The 15007-nt window shown below is 68.8% G+C and carries 13 protein-coding genes (1 of these 13 running past the window's edge); 10 read left to right on the top strand and 3 right to left on the bottom strand.

What is annotated here, in order from left to right; all coding sequences use genetic code 11:
* Together QP609_RS01655 and QP609_RS01650 are read left to right on the top strand one after the other, a co-directional pair.
* Positions 1-1259, top strand: the 3' portion of a protein-coding gene (locus tag QP609_RS01655; protein ID WP_032961400.1) for a peptidoglycan DD-metalloendopeptidase family protein. It extends 214 nt beyond the left edge of the window; only the last 1259 of its 1473 coding nucleotides appear in the window; the start codon falls outside the window, past its left edge; it ends in the stop codon at positions 1257-1259.
* 66 nt (positions 1260-1325) lie between these two features.
* Entirely contained in the window at positions 1326-2453 is a 1128-nt protein-coding gene (locus tag QP609_RS01650) for an anhydro-N-acetylmuramic acid kinase (RefSeq protein WP_014645679.1), read from the top strand.
* 116 nt (positions 2454-2569) lie between these two features.
* On the opposite strand, the gene QP609_RS01645 is transcribed toward QP609_RS01650, so the two are convergent.
* The 3 genes from QP609_RS01645 to QP609_RS01635 all read right to left on the bottom strand — a co-directional run bounded on the left by QP609_RS01645 (position 2570) and on the right by QP609_RS01635 (position 4980).
* On the bottom strand, positions 2570-2800 hold the full coding sequence (locus tag QP609_RS01645; RefSeq protein ID WP_014645678.1) for a hypothetical protein: 231 nt from the start codon (positions 2798-2800) through the stop codon (positions 2570-2572).
* A 78-nt stretch (positions 2801-2878) separates the two neighbouring features.
* Positions 2879-4183, bottom strand: coding sequence for an MFS transporter (locus QP609_RS01640; protein WP_014645677.1), 1305 nt, complete (start codon positions 4181-4183; stop codon positions 2879-2881).
* Positions 4180-4980 carry an exodeoxyribonuclease III gene (locus tag QP609_RS01635; RefSeq protein ID WP_069118571.1) on the bottom strand — a complete coding sequence of 267 codons (801 nt, stop codon included), beginning with the start codon at positions 4978-4980 and terminating at the stop codon, positions 4180-4182. Before QP609_RS01635 ends, QP609_RS01640 begins: the two co-directional genes overlap by 4 nt.
* A 162-nt stretch (positions 4981-5142) precedes the next feature.
* Here QP609_RS01635 and pyrE point away from each other — a divergent pair, with 162 nt between their 5' ends.
* The 8 genes from pyrE (at position 5143) to QP609_RS01595 (ending at position 14628) form a co-directional block, all read left to right on the top strand.
* The gene (gene pyrE / locus QP609_RS01630; protein WP_032961411.1) at positions 5143-5802 is read left to right on the top strand and encodes an orotate phosphoribosyltransferase; all 660 of its coding nucleotides are present in this window, start codon (positions 5143-5145) and stop codon (positions 5800-5802) included.
* Positions 5803-5820: 18 nt separating this feature from the next.
* A complete protein-coding gene (locus QP609_RS01625; protein WP_014645674.1) occupies positions 5821-6483 on the top strand; it encodes a hypothetical protein in 663 nt (220 codons plus the stop codon).
* Between the two features lie 210 nt (positions 6484-6693).
* A complete protein-coding gene (locus tag QP609_RS01620; RefSeq protein ID WP_005407770.1) occupies positions 6694-6786 on the top strand; it encodes a potassium-transporting ATPase subunit F in 93 nt (30 codons plus the stop codon).
* A gap of 11 nt (positions 6787-6797) precedes the next feature.
* Positions 6798-8507 carry a potassium-transporting ATPase subunit KdpA gene (kdpA, locus tag QP609_RS01615; protein ID WP_014645673.1) on the top strand — a complete coding sequence of 570 codons (1710 nt, stop codon included), beginning with the start codon at positions 6798-6800 and terminating at the stop codon, positions 8505-8507.
* A gap of 10 nt (positions 8508-8517) precedes the next feature.
* The gene (kdpB, locus tag QP609_RS01610; protein ID WP_014645672.1) at positions 8518-10575 is read left to right on the top strand and encodes a potassium-transporting ATPase subunit KdpB; all 2058 of its coding nucleotides are present in this window, start codon (positions 8518-8520) and stop codon (positions 10573-10575) included.
* Positions 10572-11222 carry a potassium-transporting ATPase subunit KdpC gene (kdpC, locus tag QP609_RS01605; protein WP_075076360.1) on the top strand — a complete coding sequence of 217 codons (651 nt, stop codon included), beginning with the start codon at positions 10572-10574 and terminating at the stop codon, positions 11220-11222. The genes kdpB and kdpC overlap by 4 nt, the downstream gene beginning before the upstream one ends.
* Before the next feature lie 51 nt (positions 11223-11273).
* Positions 11274-13934, top strand: coding sequence for a sensor histidine kinase KdpD (locus QP609_RS01600; protein ID WP_014645670.1), 2661 nt, complete (start codon positions 11274-11276; stop codon positions 13932-13934).
* Complete coding sequence (locus tag QP609_RS01595; RefSeq protein WP_032961423.1) at positions 13915-14628, top strand: response regulator transcription factor; 714 nt, start codon at positions 13915-13917, stop codon at positions 14626-14628. The genes QP609_RS01600 and QP609_RS01595 overlap by 20 nt, the downstream gene beginning before the upstream one ends.
* The last annotated feature ends 379 nt before the right edge of the window (positions 14629-15007 follow it).

Below are 15007 nucleotides of genomic sequence, written 5' to 3'. Positions count from 1 at the left end.
ATGCCCCCTACGCTGACAGCCACACCAGCCTGGCGCTGCCGTTGCCGCCGCTGACCATGGCCCGCCAGCAGCAGGTGCCGGGTGACAGCTGGCAGGTGCTGCGCGTGCAGCGTGGCCAGACCCTGAGCGACCTGTTCGACAAGGCTGGCATTCCGGCCACCACCCTGCACCGGGTGCTGGACCACCCCGGCGCGCGTGAGGCGTTGACCAAGCTGCGCCCGGGTGCCGAGATCGCCTTCGACATGCCGCTGTCCGGCGACCTGCGCAGCATCCGTTTCGACCGCGATGCCGACAACCGCGTGGAACTGAGCCTGGCCGGCGATGACATCAAGGAGAAAGTGACCAAGCGTGAGTCCTCCACGCGCACCGTGGTCACCAGCGGCGAGATCACCAGTTCGCTGTATGCCGCGGCCCGACGGGCCGGGCTGTCGCCGTCGGCGATCGCGACGATGACCGACGACATCTTCAAGTACGACATCGACTTCTCCAAGGACCTGCAGCCGGGCGACCGCTTCAGCGTGGTGATGGATGAAACCTGGCGCGAAGGCGAGAAGGTGGACACCAGCAAGATCCTGGCGGCGACCTTCACCACCGGTGGCAAGACCTATTCCGGCTTCCGCTTCGACCGCAACGGCAAGTCCGAGTACTACGACATCAACGGCCGTTCGCTGAAGAAGAGCTTCATCCGCATGCCGATCCCGTTCGCGCGGCTGAGTTCGACCTTCGGCGCGCGCAAGCACCCGGTGCTGGGCAAGATGCGCATGCACAAGGGCGTGGACTACGCCGCGCGCACCGGCACTCCGATCATGGCCGCCGGCGATGCCCGCGTGCAGTTCGCCGGCGTGCAGCGCGGCTACGGCAACGTGGTGATCCTCGACCATGGCCGCGGCCACACCACCCTGTACGGCCACATGTCGCGCTTTGCGAACATCAGGACCGGCCAGCGCGTGGCCCAGGGCACGGTGATCGGCTATGTCGGCTCGACCGGCCTGGCGACCGGGCCGCACCTGCACTACGAATTCCGCGTCAACGGCGAGCACCGCAACCCGCTGACCGTGACCATGCCGCCGCCGGAACCGCTGAAGGGCGCCGAGCTGGTCGCCTTCCGCGCGCAGACCGCGCCGGCGATGGCGCGCATCCAGGGCATGGAGAAGCTGATCTACGCCGACGCCAGCCCGGCACCGACCAGCCGCGACGAGGCTGCGCCCGAGGTGGCCAGCGCCAAGGACAAGCAGGCGACCGGCCGCAAGCGCGGCTGAGCGTCTTGCGTTGACGAAGAAGGACGCGGCAGCCCAAGCTTGCCGCGTCCTTTTTTTATGCCTGCCATGAACACGACTGCCGACGCTGACGCCCCCCTGTACCTTGGCCTGATGTCGGGCACCAGCGCCGATGGCATCGATGCCGCGCTGGTGCAGTTCCCCGCCGGCGGTGGCTGCCGCTTCGTGCACGGCCTGACCGCCCGCTGGGAGCCGGTGCTGCGCGCGCGGCTGGTGGCGCTGGGCGAAGGTGGCCCGCTGGAGTCGCTGGAGGAACTGGGCGAACTGGACGCGCGGATCGCGATCAACTTCGCCGGGGCCGCCAATCAACTGCTGGCCGAGGCCGGCGTGGACCGCAGCCAGGTGCGCGCGATCGGCTCGCACGGCCAGACCGTGCGCCACCGCCCGCTGGCCGACCCGGCGTTCACCGTGCAGCTGGGCGACGGCAACCGCATTGCCGAACTGACCGGGATCACGACGGTATCCGACTTCCGCCGCCGCGACGTGGCGGCCGGGGGCCACGGTGCGCCGCTGATGCCGGCCTTCCACCTGGGCATGCTGGGCACCGCCGACGAAGACCGCGCGGTGCTCAACCTGGGCGGCATCGCCAATCTGACCCTGATCCCGCGCGAAGGCGCGGTGCGTGGCTTCGATACCGGCCCGGCCAATGCGCTGATGGACGCCTGGTGCCAGCGCCATACCGGCCGCACCTTCGATGCCGATGGCGCTTACGCTGCCAGTGGCACGTTGGACGAGGGCCTGCTGGCCGCCTGGCGTTCGGACCCGTGGTTCGCGCTGCCGCCGCCGAAGAGCACCGGGCGCGAACAGTTTCACCTGTCCTGGGCCGAAGCCCACATGGGGGAAGGCGAGTACGCCGCTGCCGATGTGCAGGCCACCCTGCTGGAGCTGACCGTGGCGACCGTGGCCGATGCGTTGCTGGCGCAGCAGCCGCAGACCCGGCGCCTGCTGGTCTGTGGCGGCGGTGTGCGCAACCGGCAGCTGATGAAGCGGCTGGCGGCGCGGCTGCCGGAGGTGCAGGTTGAGTCCAGCGCGGTGCATGGGCTGGACCCGGAGTACGTGGAGGCGATGGGTTTCGCCTGGCTGGCGCAGCGGACGATGGACGGGCTGGCGGGCAACCTGCCGAGCGTGACCGGGGCAACGGGCCCGCGGATCCTGGGGGCGATCCACCTGGCGTGAGGTGGGCCGTCCGCGCAGGTGAGGCGCCGTTGTAGAGCCGAGCCCTGCTCGGCTTAGCGCGGGCCGGGCCGGGCCGGGCCAAGAGCAGCCGAGCATGGCTCGGCTCTACAAAGGCGCTAATCGAAGCCCTGCCCTGCCGGCAGGGCCTGCAGGGCGGCAATCGCGGCGGAGAGGGCGTCCACTTCGGGATCGCCGAAGCCGGAGCGGACCTCCAGTTCACTGCTGAACAGCCCCTGCTCCAGCAAGGCGGCGCAGGTCTGTTCGTGGGTCCAGCCGCGGGCGACCGCGACCCGTCGGATGCGTTCCAGCAGCAGCGGGTCCAGGTCCCGCAGCACAACGTCGGCCATGCTCACTTCCCCGTTCGCAAGGCACCGCCCCCTCGGCGCGTCGGGGGCGATGATCCCGCAGTCCGGGCGGGCAGGCAATCAGGCGACCGGCGGCGGCCCGCGATCGGCGATCCGCGGCCACAGCCACGCCAGCAGCAGCAGGGTTGGCACCACGGTGATCGAGCTGAGGATGAAGAACGTGCTGTAGGACGTGGCTTCGACGATGTAGCCGGAGACGCCACCGACGAACTTGCCCGGCAGGTTGGCCAGCGAGACCAGCAATGCGTACTGGGTGGCGGTGAAGTTGCGGTCGGTCAGCGACGACATGAAGGCCACCAGCACGGTGCCGGCAAAGCCCTGGAACAGGTTGTCGGCACTGAGCGCGGCGTAGAACGCCCACAGCTTGCCCGGATTGTGCGCCATCAGCAGGAAGGCCAGGTTGGACAGCGCCACGCCCAGCGCGGCCACCAGCAGCATGCGGCGGAAGCCGAACGCAGCCACCGCGATGCCGCCAAGGAACGCGCCGCCGATGCCCATCCACACACCGAACAGCTTGGAGACGGTGGCGATGTCGGCCTTGTCGAACCCCGAGTCGAGATAGAACGGCCCGGCCATCACTCCGATCACCTGGTCGGGGAACTTGAACAGGCCGACGAAGGCCAGCAGCACCAGCGCCAGTGCCACGCCATTGCGGCTGAAGAAGCTGGAGATGGGCTGGACGAACGCTTCGGCAATATCGATGCGGCGCTGCACGGCGGTGGCCGGGCGCTGCGGTTCGGCGCACAGCAGGGTGGTGACGATCGGCAGCAGCATCAGCGCGGCCATCGCCAGGTAGGCGACGATCCAGCCTTCGAACTGGGCCAGGTACAGCGCGCCGGCACCGGCCAGGATCAGGCCGATCCGGTAGCCCAGCGTATAGGTGGCGGCCAGCGCCGCCTGGGCGGTCTGCGGCGCGATCTCGATGCGGTAGGCATCGACGGCCGAATCCTGGGTGGCGCCGGCGAACGACGCCACCAGCACCCACATCACCAACGGCCACACGCCCTGTTCGGGCCGCACGAAGGCCAGCGCGACCAGCCCGACCAGCACCAGCACCTGCGACACCAGCAGCCAGGAGCGGCGGCGGCCGAGCCGCCCCAGCAGCGGGAAGGCGTAGCGGTCCAGCAGCGGTGCCCACAGGAACTTGAGCAGGTAGAAGAAGCTGGCCAGGCTGATCAGGCCGATGCTGCCCAGGTCCAGCCCGACGTCGCGCAGGCGCGTGGACAGGGTCTGCGAGGCGATCAGCAGGAACGGCAGGCCACTGCCGAAGCCGAGCATGGCCATGGTCAGCGCCGACGGGGTACCGAAGGCGCGCTTGATGCCGGCCCAGCCCTTGTAGCTGACCGGCGTGGCGGCCTCGGTCACAGGTCGTAGTCCACGGTGAACGGGGCGTGGTCGGAGAAGCGCTCGTCGCGGTAGATCGAGCAGCTGCGCAGTCGGTCACGCAGGCCCGGGGTGATGAACTGGTAGTCGATGCGCCAACCGACATTGTTGGCACGGGCGGCGCCGCGGTTGCTCCACCAGGTGTAGTCCTCTCCGGTGGGGTTGAGCAGGCGGTAGGCATCGGCCCACCCACGGCCGCCGGCGACATCGGTGGTCTGGCCGTGGTCGGCGCACAGCGCGTTGAGCCAGTCGCGCTCCTCCGGCAGGCAGCCGGAGTTCTTCTGGTTGGACTTCCAGTTCTTGATGTCCAGCGCCGAACGCACGATGTTCCAGTCACCGCACAGCACGTAGTCGCGGCCGCTGCGCGCCCACGCTTCGAGGATCGGCCGCAGCCATTCCATCACTTCGAACTTGAAGCCCTGGCGCAGGTCGCCCGAGCTGCCCGATGGGATATAGAAGGAAACCACGCTGAGATTGCCGTAGCGCGCCTCGATGTAGCGGCCTTCGTCGTCGAACGGCGCCCAACCCAGCGAGGTGATGACCTGGTCCGGTTCGCGCTTGCTGTAGATCGCCACGCCGCTGTAGCCCTTCTTGGTGATGGCATCGCGATAGAAGCAGTGGTGGCCGTCCGGACGGAACATCGGGTCGGTCAGCTGGTCTTCCTGGGCCTTGGTTTCCTGGATGCACAGGACGTCGGCGTCCTGGGCACGGAACCAGTCGAGGAAGCCCTTGGTCGCGGCGGAACGGATGCCATTGGCGTTGAAACTGATGATGCGCATGCGGGGGACCTGCGGCGGGAAACCGGGCAAGCATAACGGTTGCCCGCAGGGCTGCGCAGTCCGCCAGGCCGGGCCTGGACGGCTTTCACATGGCGCTGGACGAGCGCGAAACGCCCAGCTGGATTAGGATTTGTGCTCCAAATGAAGATGAATCGAGTTTTGATGAGCGACCACCGCCACCGTTTCCTGCAGCTGGCCCTGACTGCCGACGCCCTGCGCTTCGGCCAGTTCACCCTCAAGTCCGGCCGGCTGAGCCCCTATTTCTTCAACGCCGGTCGTTTCGACTCCGGTTCGCTGCTGTCGCAGCTCGGCGCCTGCTACGCCGATGCCATCGATGCCACCGGGATCAAGTACGACGTGGTGTTCGGCCCGGCCTACAAGGGCATTCCGCTGGCCACCGCGATGGCCTGCGAGCTGGCCCAGCGTGGCCGCGACCTGCCGCTGTCGTTCAACCGCAAGGAAGCCAAGGACCATGGCGAAGGCGGCCAGCTGATCGGCGCCGACCTGAATGGCAAGCGCGTGCTGATCGTCGATGACGTGATCACCGCCGGTACCGCGATCCGCGAAGCGCTGGGCATCATCCGCGCTGCCGGCGGCACCCCGGCCGGCATCGTGGTGGCACTGGACCGCCAGGAGATCGCCTCGGAAGCCGACCGTCGCTCGGCGGCACAGTCGGTGGCCGAAGAAGCCGGCATTCCGGTGATCGCCGTGGCATCGCTGGCCGATCTGCTTGATTTCGCCTCCGGCAACCCGGAACTTGTCGGTTACCGGCAGCCGCTGGAAGCCTACCGGGCCCAGTACGGCGTCCGTTCGATCCGCTGACCGACCAGGGGAAAGGTCATGTCCCGAGTTCCTGCTGTTCTCTTTGCCGGCCTGCTGCTGGCCGTGCCGTTCACCGTGCCGGCGCAGTCGCGCGACGGCGGCAAGGTGGAAAAGAAGCTGTACTGCTGGAACGAGGGCAAGGAGCGGATCTGCAGTGATTCGCTGCCGGCCGATGCGGTAAATCACGCCCGCGAGGAGTTCAACGCGAAGAGCGGCCTGCGCAATGCGCAGGTCCAGCGCGCGTTGACCGACGAGGAGCGCGCCGCAGCCAGCACCGTGGCACAGCAGCAGCAGCTGGACCTGATGGCCGAGCAGACCCGCCAGCGCACCGAGCAGGCGATGCTGTCCACCTATGGCAGCGAGGACGACCTGCGCCGGGTGTTCGCCGAACGCCAGGAAGTGCTGGACAACAACCTGAAGACCGCCGAGTACAACGTCACCAGCCTGCGCGAATCGCTGGTGGCGCTGCTGTCGGCCGCCGGTGACCGCGAACTGGCCGGTGGCAAGGTGGCCGACAAGCAGGCCGAGGCGATCCGCCAGCGGCATATACAACTGCAGTCGCAGCAACGCCTGCAGGCCGGGTTCCTGCAGCAGCAGCAGGCGCTGAAGGCCGAGATCGACAGCACGCTGCAGCGCTATCGCGAGCTGAAGGGCGTGGCGCAGGCGAGCCAGGCGCCGTGATTCGCCTGTAGCGCCGGGCCACGCTCGGCTCCGCGTGACCTTGGGAAAGCATGGGCTCGGCTCTACAGCAGGCGGCGCCTGGTTACGGGTTGGCCCACGGAATTTATGCACTCTTTACGCGTCGGCCCGGTCCGGCGCGTAGTGCGTTTATGGGCGGCAGGACGACGATGACGGCCTGAGGTGGAGGGGTTCCACCAGGTCGCTATTGAAATGTCCCCCTGGCTGTCTTTGTTGTGTGGCGTGCTGGTGCTGGTCGCCGCCGCCTATCTTCTCTATGTCGTGCTGCGGCCCGAATCGTTCTAACGGAGCCGGCCATGACTGAGATGCTTGTCATTCTTGCCGCCAGCCTGCTGCTGGCGTGGCCGCTGGGCCTGTACCTGGCCCGCGTGATGCGCGGCACGCCGATGAAGGTCGACGTGCTGTTCAACTGGATCGAAAAGCCGTTGTACAAGGTGTTCGGCGTCGATCCCTCGCGCGCGATGTCCTGGCGCGGCTACGTGCTGGCCTTCGTGCTGAGCAACGTGGTGGTCGCTGTGTTGACCCAGGCGGTGTTCATGACCCAGGCCTGGTTGCCACTGAACCCGGACCAGATCCCGAACATGCGCTGGGACACCGCGCTGCACACGATGATCTCGTTCCTGACCAACACCAACCAGCAGCACTATTCGGGCCAGGCGCAGCTGTCCTACCTCTCGCAGATGACCGGCATCACCGGCCTGCAGGTGGTGACGCCGATGATGGGCCTGGCGCTGGCGGTGGCGACGCTGCGCGCGTTGTTCTCGCGTGCGCCGCAGGCTGCGGCGGCCACCGGTGCCGGCGATGACCGCCAGGTGGCGGTAGGCAACTACTACGTGGACGTGGTGCGCCTGTGCGTGCGCTTCCTGTTGCCGCTGTGCCTGGTGTGGACCCTGCTGCTGACCAGCCAGGGTGTGCCGTCGACGATGGCCGGTGGCCCGCAGGCCACGCCGATCGATGCCAGCGCCGGCATGACCGGACAGAAGCTGCCGCTGGGCCCGGTGGCGGCGATGGTCGCGGCCAAGCAGCTCGGCGCCAACGGTGGCGGCTGGTACGGCCCGAACAGCAGCTTCCCGCTGGAGAACCCGACCCCGCTGTCGAACGCGCTGGAAATCGTCGGCATCCTGCTGGTGCCGATGGCGGTGATCTTCATGATCGGCGCGTTCACCGGCCGGCGTCGCTTCGGCGCCCTGGTGTTCAGCTGCATGCTGGGCATGTCGCTGCTTTCCACCGGCGCGATGATGTGGAGCGAAGGGCATAGCGCCAGCGCCGCCACCCCGCTGCTGATGGAAGGCAAGGAGGTGCGCTTCGGCGCCGACGGCACGGCGCTGTGGGCGGCGGTGACTACCCAGGTCTCCAATGGCTCGGTGAACGGCATGCACGATTCGCTGGCGCCGCTGAGCGGTGGCATCGCGATGGTCAACATGCTGGTCAGCGCGATCTGGGGCGGCATCGGCTGTGGCCTGCAGCAGTTCATCGTCTATCTGCTGCTGGGTGTGTTCCTGGCCGGGTTGATGACCGGGCGCACGCCGGAACTGTTCGGCCGCAAGCTGGAGACTCCCCAGGTGCGCCTGCTGGCCCTGCTGGTGCTGCTGCAGCCGATCACCCTGCTGGTGTTCACTGCGATCACCCTGGCCGTGCCCGGCCTGGCCGGCACCTCCAACCCCGGCTTCCATGGCATCAGCCAGGTGTTCTACGAGTATGTCTCGGCCTACGCCAACAACGGTTCGGGCTTCGAAGGACTGGGTGACGCCACGCTGTGGTGGAACCTGAGCTGCTCGCTGGTACTGCTGCTGGGCCGCTTCCCGCTGCTGATCATTCCGCTGGTGGTGGCCGCACAGCTGGCCGCCAAGCGCCAGGCGCCGGAGTCTGCCGGCAGCCTGCAGATCGAAACCCCGACCTTCGCCCTGACCCTGGTCTCGGTGATCGTCATCCTGACCGTGCTGCAGTTCATGCCGGCGCTGGTACTCGGCCCGATCGCCGATCACCTGAGCCTGGGACTGCGCTGAGGACACCCTGATGAGTACCCAAGCAAGTTCAACCCGTAGTACCCATGCACCGCGCCCTGCCCTGCTTGATGGCGCCGGCCTGCGCCGTGCGCTGGTCGAAGCAGTGCGCAAGCTGGCGCCGATGCATCTGGTGCGCAGCCCGGTGATGGCGGTGGTGATGGCCGGCACGATCGTCGCCGCGATCGTCACCCTGACCGGCAATGCACCGCTGGGCTTCGGCCTGGCGGTAACCGCCATCCTGCTGGTGACCGTGCTGTTCGGCAATTTCGCCGAGGCAGTGGCCGAAGCGCGTGGCCGTGGCCAGGCCGCCTCGCTGCGCCGTGCCCGCCAGGACCTGGTGGCGCGCCGGCTGGCGGCGCCGCAGCCGGGCGCAGCCGAAGCCCAGGTGCCTGCCGCCGAGCTGCGCCCGGGCGACCATGTGATCGTCAGTGCCGGTGAGCTGGTGCCGGCCGATGGCGAGATCGTGCAGGGCCTGGCCACCATCAACGAAGCGGCAGTGACCGGCGAATCGGCACCGGTGCTGCGCGAGGCCGGTACCGACCGTTCCGGTGTGATCGGTGGCACCAAGGTGCTGTCCGACCAGATCATCGTGCGGGTGACCGCCGAGCCGGGCCACAGCTTCCTGGACCGCATGATCGCGCTGGTGGAAGGTGCCAATCGCCAGAAGACCCCCAACGAGATCGCGCTGACCCTGCTGCTGGCGGCGATGACGCTGACCTTCCTGGTGGTGGTGGCCACGTTGCCGGCGATCGGCGCGGCCGTGGGCGTGCAGGTCGATCCACTGCTGCTGATCGCACTGCTGGTGTGCCTGATCCCGACCACCATCGGCGGCCTGCTGCCGGCCATCGGCATCGCCGGCATGAACCGTGCGCTGGCCGCCAACGTACTGGCCAAGTCGGGCAAGGCAGTGGAAGTGGCCGGCGACGTCGACGTGCTGCTGCTGGACAAGACCGGCACCATCACCTACGGCGACCGCCAGGCCAGCCACTTCCATCCGCTGGCCGGCATCGACGCCAGCCAGCTGCGCGAGGCGGCACTGCTGTCCTCGCTGGCCGACCCGACCCCGGAAGGCAAGTCGATCGTGCGCCTGGCGCGCGAACAGGGCTGCGCCACCGCCGAGCCGGACCGTGCCGACTACCTGGCCTTCAGTGCCCAGACCCGGATGTCCGGCGTCGATCTGGAACATGGGCGGCAGATCCGCAAGGGCGCTGCCGATGCGATCCGCACCCACGTGCAGGCGCTCGGCGGCAGCGTGCCGGCTGAACTGGCCGGCCGCGTCGAGCAGGTCGCGCGCAATGGCGCCACCCCGCTGGTGGTGGCCGAGGGCCGCCACGTGCTGGGCGTGATCGAGCTGTCGGACGTGGTCAAGCACGGCATGCGCGAGAAGTTCGCACAGCTGCGGGCGATGGGTATCCGCACGGTGATGATCACCGGCGACAACCCGCTGACCGCCGCCGCCATCGCTGCCGAAGCGGGCGTTGATGACTACATCGCCGAGGCCCGTCCGGAAGACAAGCTGGCACGCATCCGCCAGGAACAGGCCGGTGGCCGCCTGGTGGCGATGGTGGGCGATGGCACCAACGATGCTCCCGCGCTGGCCCAGGCCGACATCGGCCTGGCGATGAACTCCGGCACGCAGGCGGCGAAGGAGGCCGGCAACATGGTCGACCTCGATTCAGACCCGGCCAAGCTGCTGGCGGTCGTGGAAGTGGGCAAGCAGCAGCTGATCACCCGCGGTGCGCTGACCACCTTCTCGCTGGCCAACGACGTGTCCAAGTACTTCGCGATCCTGCCGGCGCTGTTTGCCGCTGCGGTTCCGGCCATGGCCGCACTGAACGTGATGCAGCTGTCGAGCCCACGCAACGCGGTGCTGGCGGCGCTGATCTTCAACGCGCTGGTGATTCCCGCGCTGATCCCGCTCGCCCTGCGTGGCGTGCGCTTCCGTCCGGCCACGGCCACCGCGCTGCTGCGCCGGAACATGCTGGTGTACGGCCTCGGCGGCGTGCTGTTGCCGTTCGCGGCGATCAAGCTGATCGACCTCTTCCTTGTCCTGGTATTCGGCGCATGAACCGTTCTGCTTCCACCTCCACCTCCCTGCCCCGCGAACCGAAGGCCGAAGCCCGCGTGGCCAGCCTGCAGGACGGCGCCGGCTGGCGCCCGGCGATCGGCCTGGGCCTGGCCACCCTGCTGCTGGCCGGCGCGGTCTACGCCGGCATCGCCACCGGTTTCGCCGGCCTGGCCTACCCCACCCAGGCCGAGGGCAGCCTGCTGCGCGATGGCAGCGGCCAGGTGCGCGGCTCGGCATGGTTGTCGCAGCCGTTCACCGGCGATGGCTACTTCCAGGCACGGCCGTCGGCGGCCAACTACGACCCGATGGCCGCGGCCGGTTCCAACCTGGCGCGCAGCAACCCGGCGCTGGCCGAGCGTGTTGCCGCCAGCACGGCTGCGGTGGCCGCGCGCGAAGGTGTCGCCCCGGCGCAGGTGCCGGCCGACCTGGTCACCCAGTCCGGCGGCGGGCTGGATCCGCAGCTGTCGCCGGCGGCGGCGCAGCTGCAGGTGGCACGCGTGGCACGTGCCCGCGGCCTGCCGGTGGAGCGCGTGCAGGCCTTGGTGCAGGCACATACTGAAGGGCGCCAGTGGGGCGTGTTCGGCCAGCCGCGGGTGAACGTGGTGACGCTGAACTTCGCGCTGGACCATGCGGCCAAGGCGCCGTGATGCCGGCCTGCATCGGCTGCGCGCACAATGGCGGCCATGACAGCGGCCCCCATGACTGATGCGCGTACCCGCCAGGCCGATGCCCTGGTGGAAGGCCTGCAACGCGAAGCCGGTGGCAAGCTGACCGTGTTCCTCGGCGCTGCGCCGGGTGTGGGCAAGACCTACACCATGCTGACCCGTGCCCAGGAGCAGCTGCGCCGCGGCGTGGACCTGGTGGTCGGGCTGGTGGAAACCCATGGCCGCGCCGAAACCCAGGCCCTGCTGGAAGGCCTGCCGCAGCTGCCGTTGAAGGACGTGGCCTATCACGGCCACGCCCTGCAGGAGATGGACCTGGATGCCGTGCTGGCACGGCATCCGGCGCTGGTGCTGGTGGACGAACTGGCCCATCGCAATGCGCCCGGCAGCCGCCATGAGCGGCGCTGGCAGGATGTGATGGAGCTGCTCGACGCCGGCATCGACGTCTGGACCACGGTCAACATCCAGCATCTGGAAAGCCTCAACGACGTGGTGATGCGCATCACCGGCGTGCGGGTCAGCGAGACCGTGCCCGATGGCGTGCTCGATCGCCTGCACGACATCGTGCTGGTCGATCTGCCGCCGCGCGAACTGATCGCGCGCCTGCAGCAGGGCAAGGTCTATGTGCCCGAACAGGCCGCGCAGGCGCTGCAGGCGTTCTTCTCGCCGGCCAACCTGACCGCCCTGCGTGAGCTGGCGATGCAGGAAGCCGCCGACCGCGTCGACAGCAGCCTGCGTGAAACCCGCGCCGCACGGGGCGAAGGCAACCTGCCGCTGCGGCGCGGCGTGCTGGTGGCCATCGATGGCGGCGGCCAGAGCGAGTACCTGGTGCGGGTGGCGCGCCGCATCGCCGAGCGCCGCGACGCACCGTGGACGGTGGTGACCGTGCAGGGCCGGCGCCAGGACGAGGCCACGCGGCGCGAGATCGATGCGGCCTTCGCCCTGGCACGGCGGCTGGGCGGCGACGCCGAACTGCTGCACGGATCGAGCATCGCCGATGCCCTGCTCGACCATGCAGCGCACAACGGCGTATCGACCCTGGTGCTGGGGCGCACCCGTGAGCGCCCGCTGGCGCGGATGTTCAACCGAACCCTGACCCAGCAGCTGATCCAGCGCGGCGCGCACTACGAGATCACCATCATCAGCACGCCGCAGGCCCGGGCGCGCTCGCGCCGCGAAGGTCTGCTGCCACCGATGCGCGGCATCAGCTACGAGCCGGTACAGGCACTGATCGCCACCGCGCTGGCCTGTGCGGTGGCTTGGCTGGCCGAACGCTGGGTCGGCATGGCCGACCTGTCGATGGTGTTCATCGTGGCAGTGGTGCTGGTGGCGGCGCGCACGCGTGCCAGCGTGGCGGTGATGGCGGCGATCCTGTGCTTCCTGGCCTACAACTTCCTGTTCATCGCGCCCCGCTTCACCTTCGCCATCGGTGCGCGCCAGGGCGTGATCACCGTGTTCCTGTTCCTGGCCGCCGCCTTGGTGGCCGGACGGCTGGCCTCGCGCCTGCGCATGCAGGTCATTGCGCTGCGTGCGGCCAATCGCCATGCACGTGCACGCCAGCAGCTGGGCCGTCAGCTGGCCAGCGCCGCTGGCAACGGCGAGGTGGCACAGGCAGGTCGGCATGCCTTGGAGCAGGCGATGGATGTGCCGGCGTGGCTGCGGATCGGCGCGGACACTGCCGCCGGTGGCCGCAGCCAACCCGGCGATACCGACCTGGCTGCCGCCGACTGGGCGCTGCGCCACGGCCAGCCCAGCGGCCGCTTCACCGACACCCTGGCCGGTGCGCAGTGGTGGTTCCTGCCATTGCTGGATGGCGAAGATCGCGCGATCGGCGTGGCCGGCCTGTACCTGCCCGGCGCACAGGCACGCCTGCTGCCCGAACAGCGGCAGCTTGCCGAGGCGATGGTCGATGACATCGCGCAGGCCGCACTGCGTACCCGGCTGGTGGCCGAACTGGAACAGGCGCATGTCAGCAACGAGACCGAGCGGTTGCGCTCGGCCCTGCTCTCTTCGGTGTCGCACGACCTGCGCTCTCCACTGGCGGCGATGATCGGTTCGGCCGACAGCCTGGCCAGTTACGGCGCGGCGATGGACACGGCCGATCGCCGTGCCCTGCTGGACACCATCCTGGTCGAAGGCGAGCGGCTGGACCGCTACATCCAGAACCTGCTGGACATGACCCGCCTTGGCCACGAAGGTCTGAAGATCAACCGTGACTGGATCGGCGTGGACGAACTGATCGGCTCGGCCGCACGGCGCCTGCAGCGCTACCAGCCCAAGGTGCGGCTGGAGCTGGACATTCCGTCCACGCTGGCGCCGATCTGGGTACACCCGGCACTGGTCGAACAGGCCGTGTTCAACGTGATGGAGAACGCGGCCAAGTTCTCGCCGCCCGACGCCGCCGTGCAGGTGCAGGCGCGCGAACTGGACGGCCAGCTGCGCATCGACGTGATCGATGCCGGCCCCGGCATTCCCGACGACGAGCGCGCGCGCATCTTCGACATGTTCTACAGCGTCGAGCGCGGCGACCGCGGCCGCCACGGCACCGGCCTGGGCCTGACCATCTGCCAGGGCATGATCGGCGCACATGGCGGCAGCGTGCAGGCGCTGCCCGGACGCGACGGTCGCGGTACCCTGATCCGCATCACCCTGCCCCTGCTCAAGCCAGCCTCCCACGATGAGCCCGACCCCGATTGATGCCAGCGTGCCGGCCGCGCGCGTGCTGGTGATCGATGATGAAACCCAGATCCGCCGGTTCCTGGACATCAGCCTGCGCGCGCAGGGCTACCAGGTGCGACAGGCCGCCACCGGCCAGGAAGGCCTGCAGCTGGCCGCCAGCGAGGACATGGACCTGGTGATCCTGGATATCGGCCTGCCGGACATGGAAGGCCACGAGGTACTTGAACAGCTGCGGCAGTGGAGCCAGGTGCCGGTGATCATGCTGACCGTGCGCGCCGGCGAAGCCGAGAAGGTGCGCGCACTGGATACCGGCGCCAACGACTACGTGACCAAGCCGTTCGGCACGCAGGAACTGATGGCGCGGGTGCGGGCGCTGCTGCGCACGCGCAGCGTACCCAGTGATGGCACGCCGCCGGTGTTCGACGACGGCCACCTGCGCGTGGACCTGGTGCGCCGCGAAGTCGCCCTGCAGGGTGAACCGGTGGCGTTGACCCGCAAGGAATACGCGTTGCTGTCGCTGCTGCTGCGCAATGCCGGGCGGGTAGTGACACAGCCGCAGATCCTGCAGGAGATCTGGGGGCCGACCCACCAGCACGATACCCATTACCTGCGCATCCTGGTCGGCAAGCTGCGGCACAAGCTGGGCGATTCGGCGCTGGATTCACGCTACCTGTTCACCGAACCGGGCGTGGGCTTGCGATTCAAGGGGTGAGGGTGTGCCGAACAACGGTCGGCACCCACCAAAGCAAATTCGGAAGAGCATCCACGCATGGCGTGGATCTCTGCTGTGTCGACCAAGGTCGACACCTACCAAGAGCAGTTCATGCGGTTCGGACAGATCGCGGAAATCTGTCGAAGGCGGGGTGGGTCCGGTTGCGGGGGCGTGAGCCGCATGGGCCCGAGGTATGCCTCGGGCGGGTTGGGCAGGACGCCCAACCCCGGTCTTGCCATGTGCGCACGACTGCGCACACGAGCAAGCGGCGACCGAGCTTACATGGGTGAGGGCGCTTTGCTTGCGAAGCACTGCTTCGCAAGCGCCCGAACGCCCAGCCGCCAGCGGCTGGGCCGGGCCCCGGAGGGGGACTTGCAGC

The sequence above is a fragment of the Stenotrophomonas sp. 8(2023) genome, assembly GCF_030345295.1.
Lineage (GTDB): Bacteria > Pseudomonadota > Gammaproteobacteria > Xanthomonadales > Xanthomonadaceae > Stenotrophomonas > Stenotrophomonas muris.
Note: the sequence above shows the minus strand (reverse complement) of the source record. Positions and strands in the feature narration are given on the sequence as shown.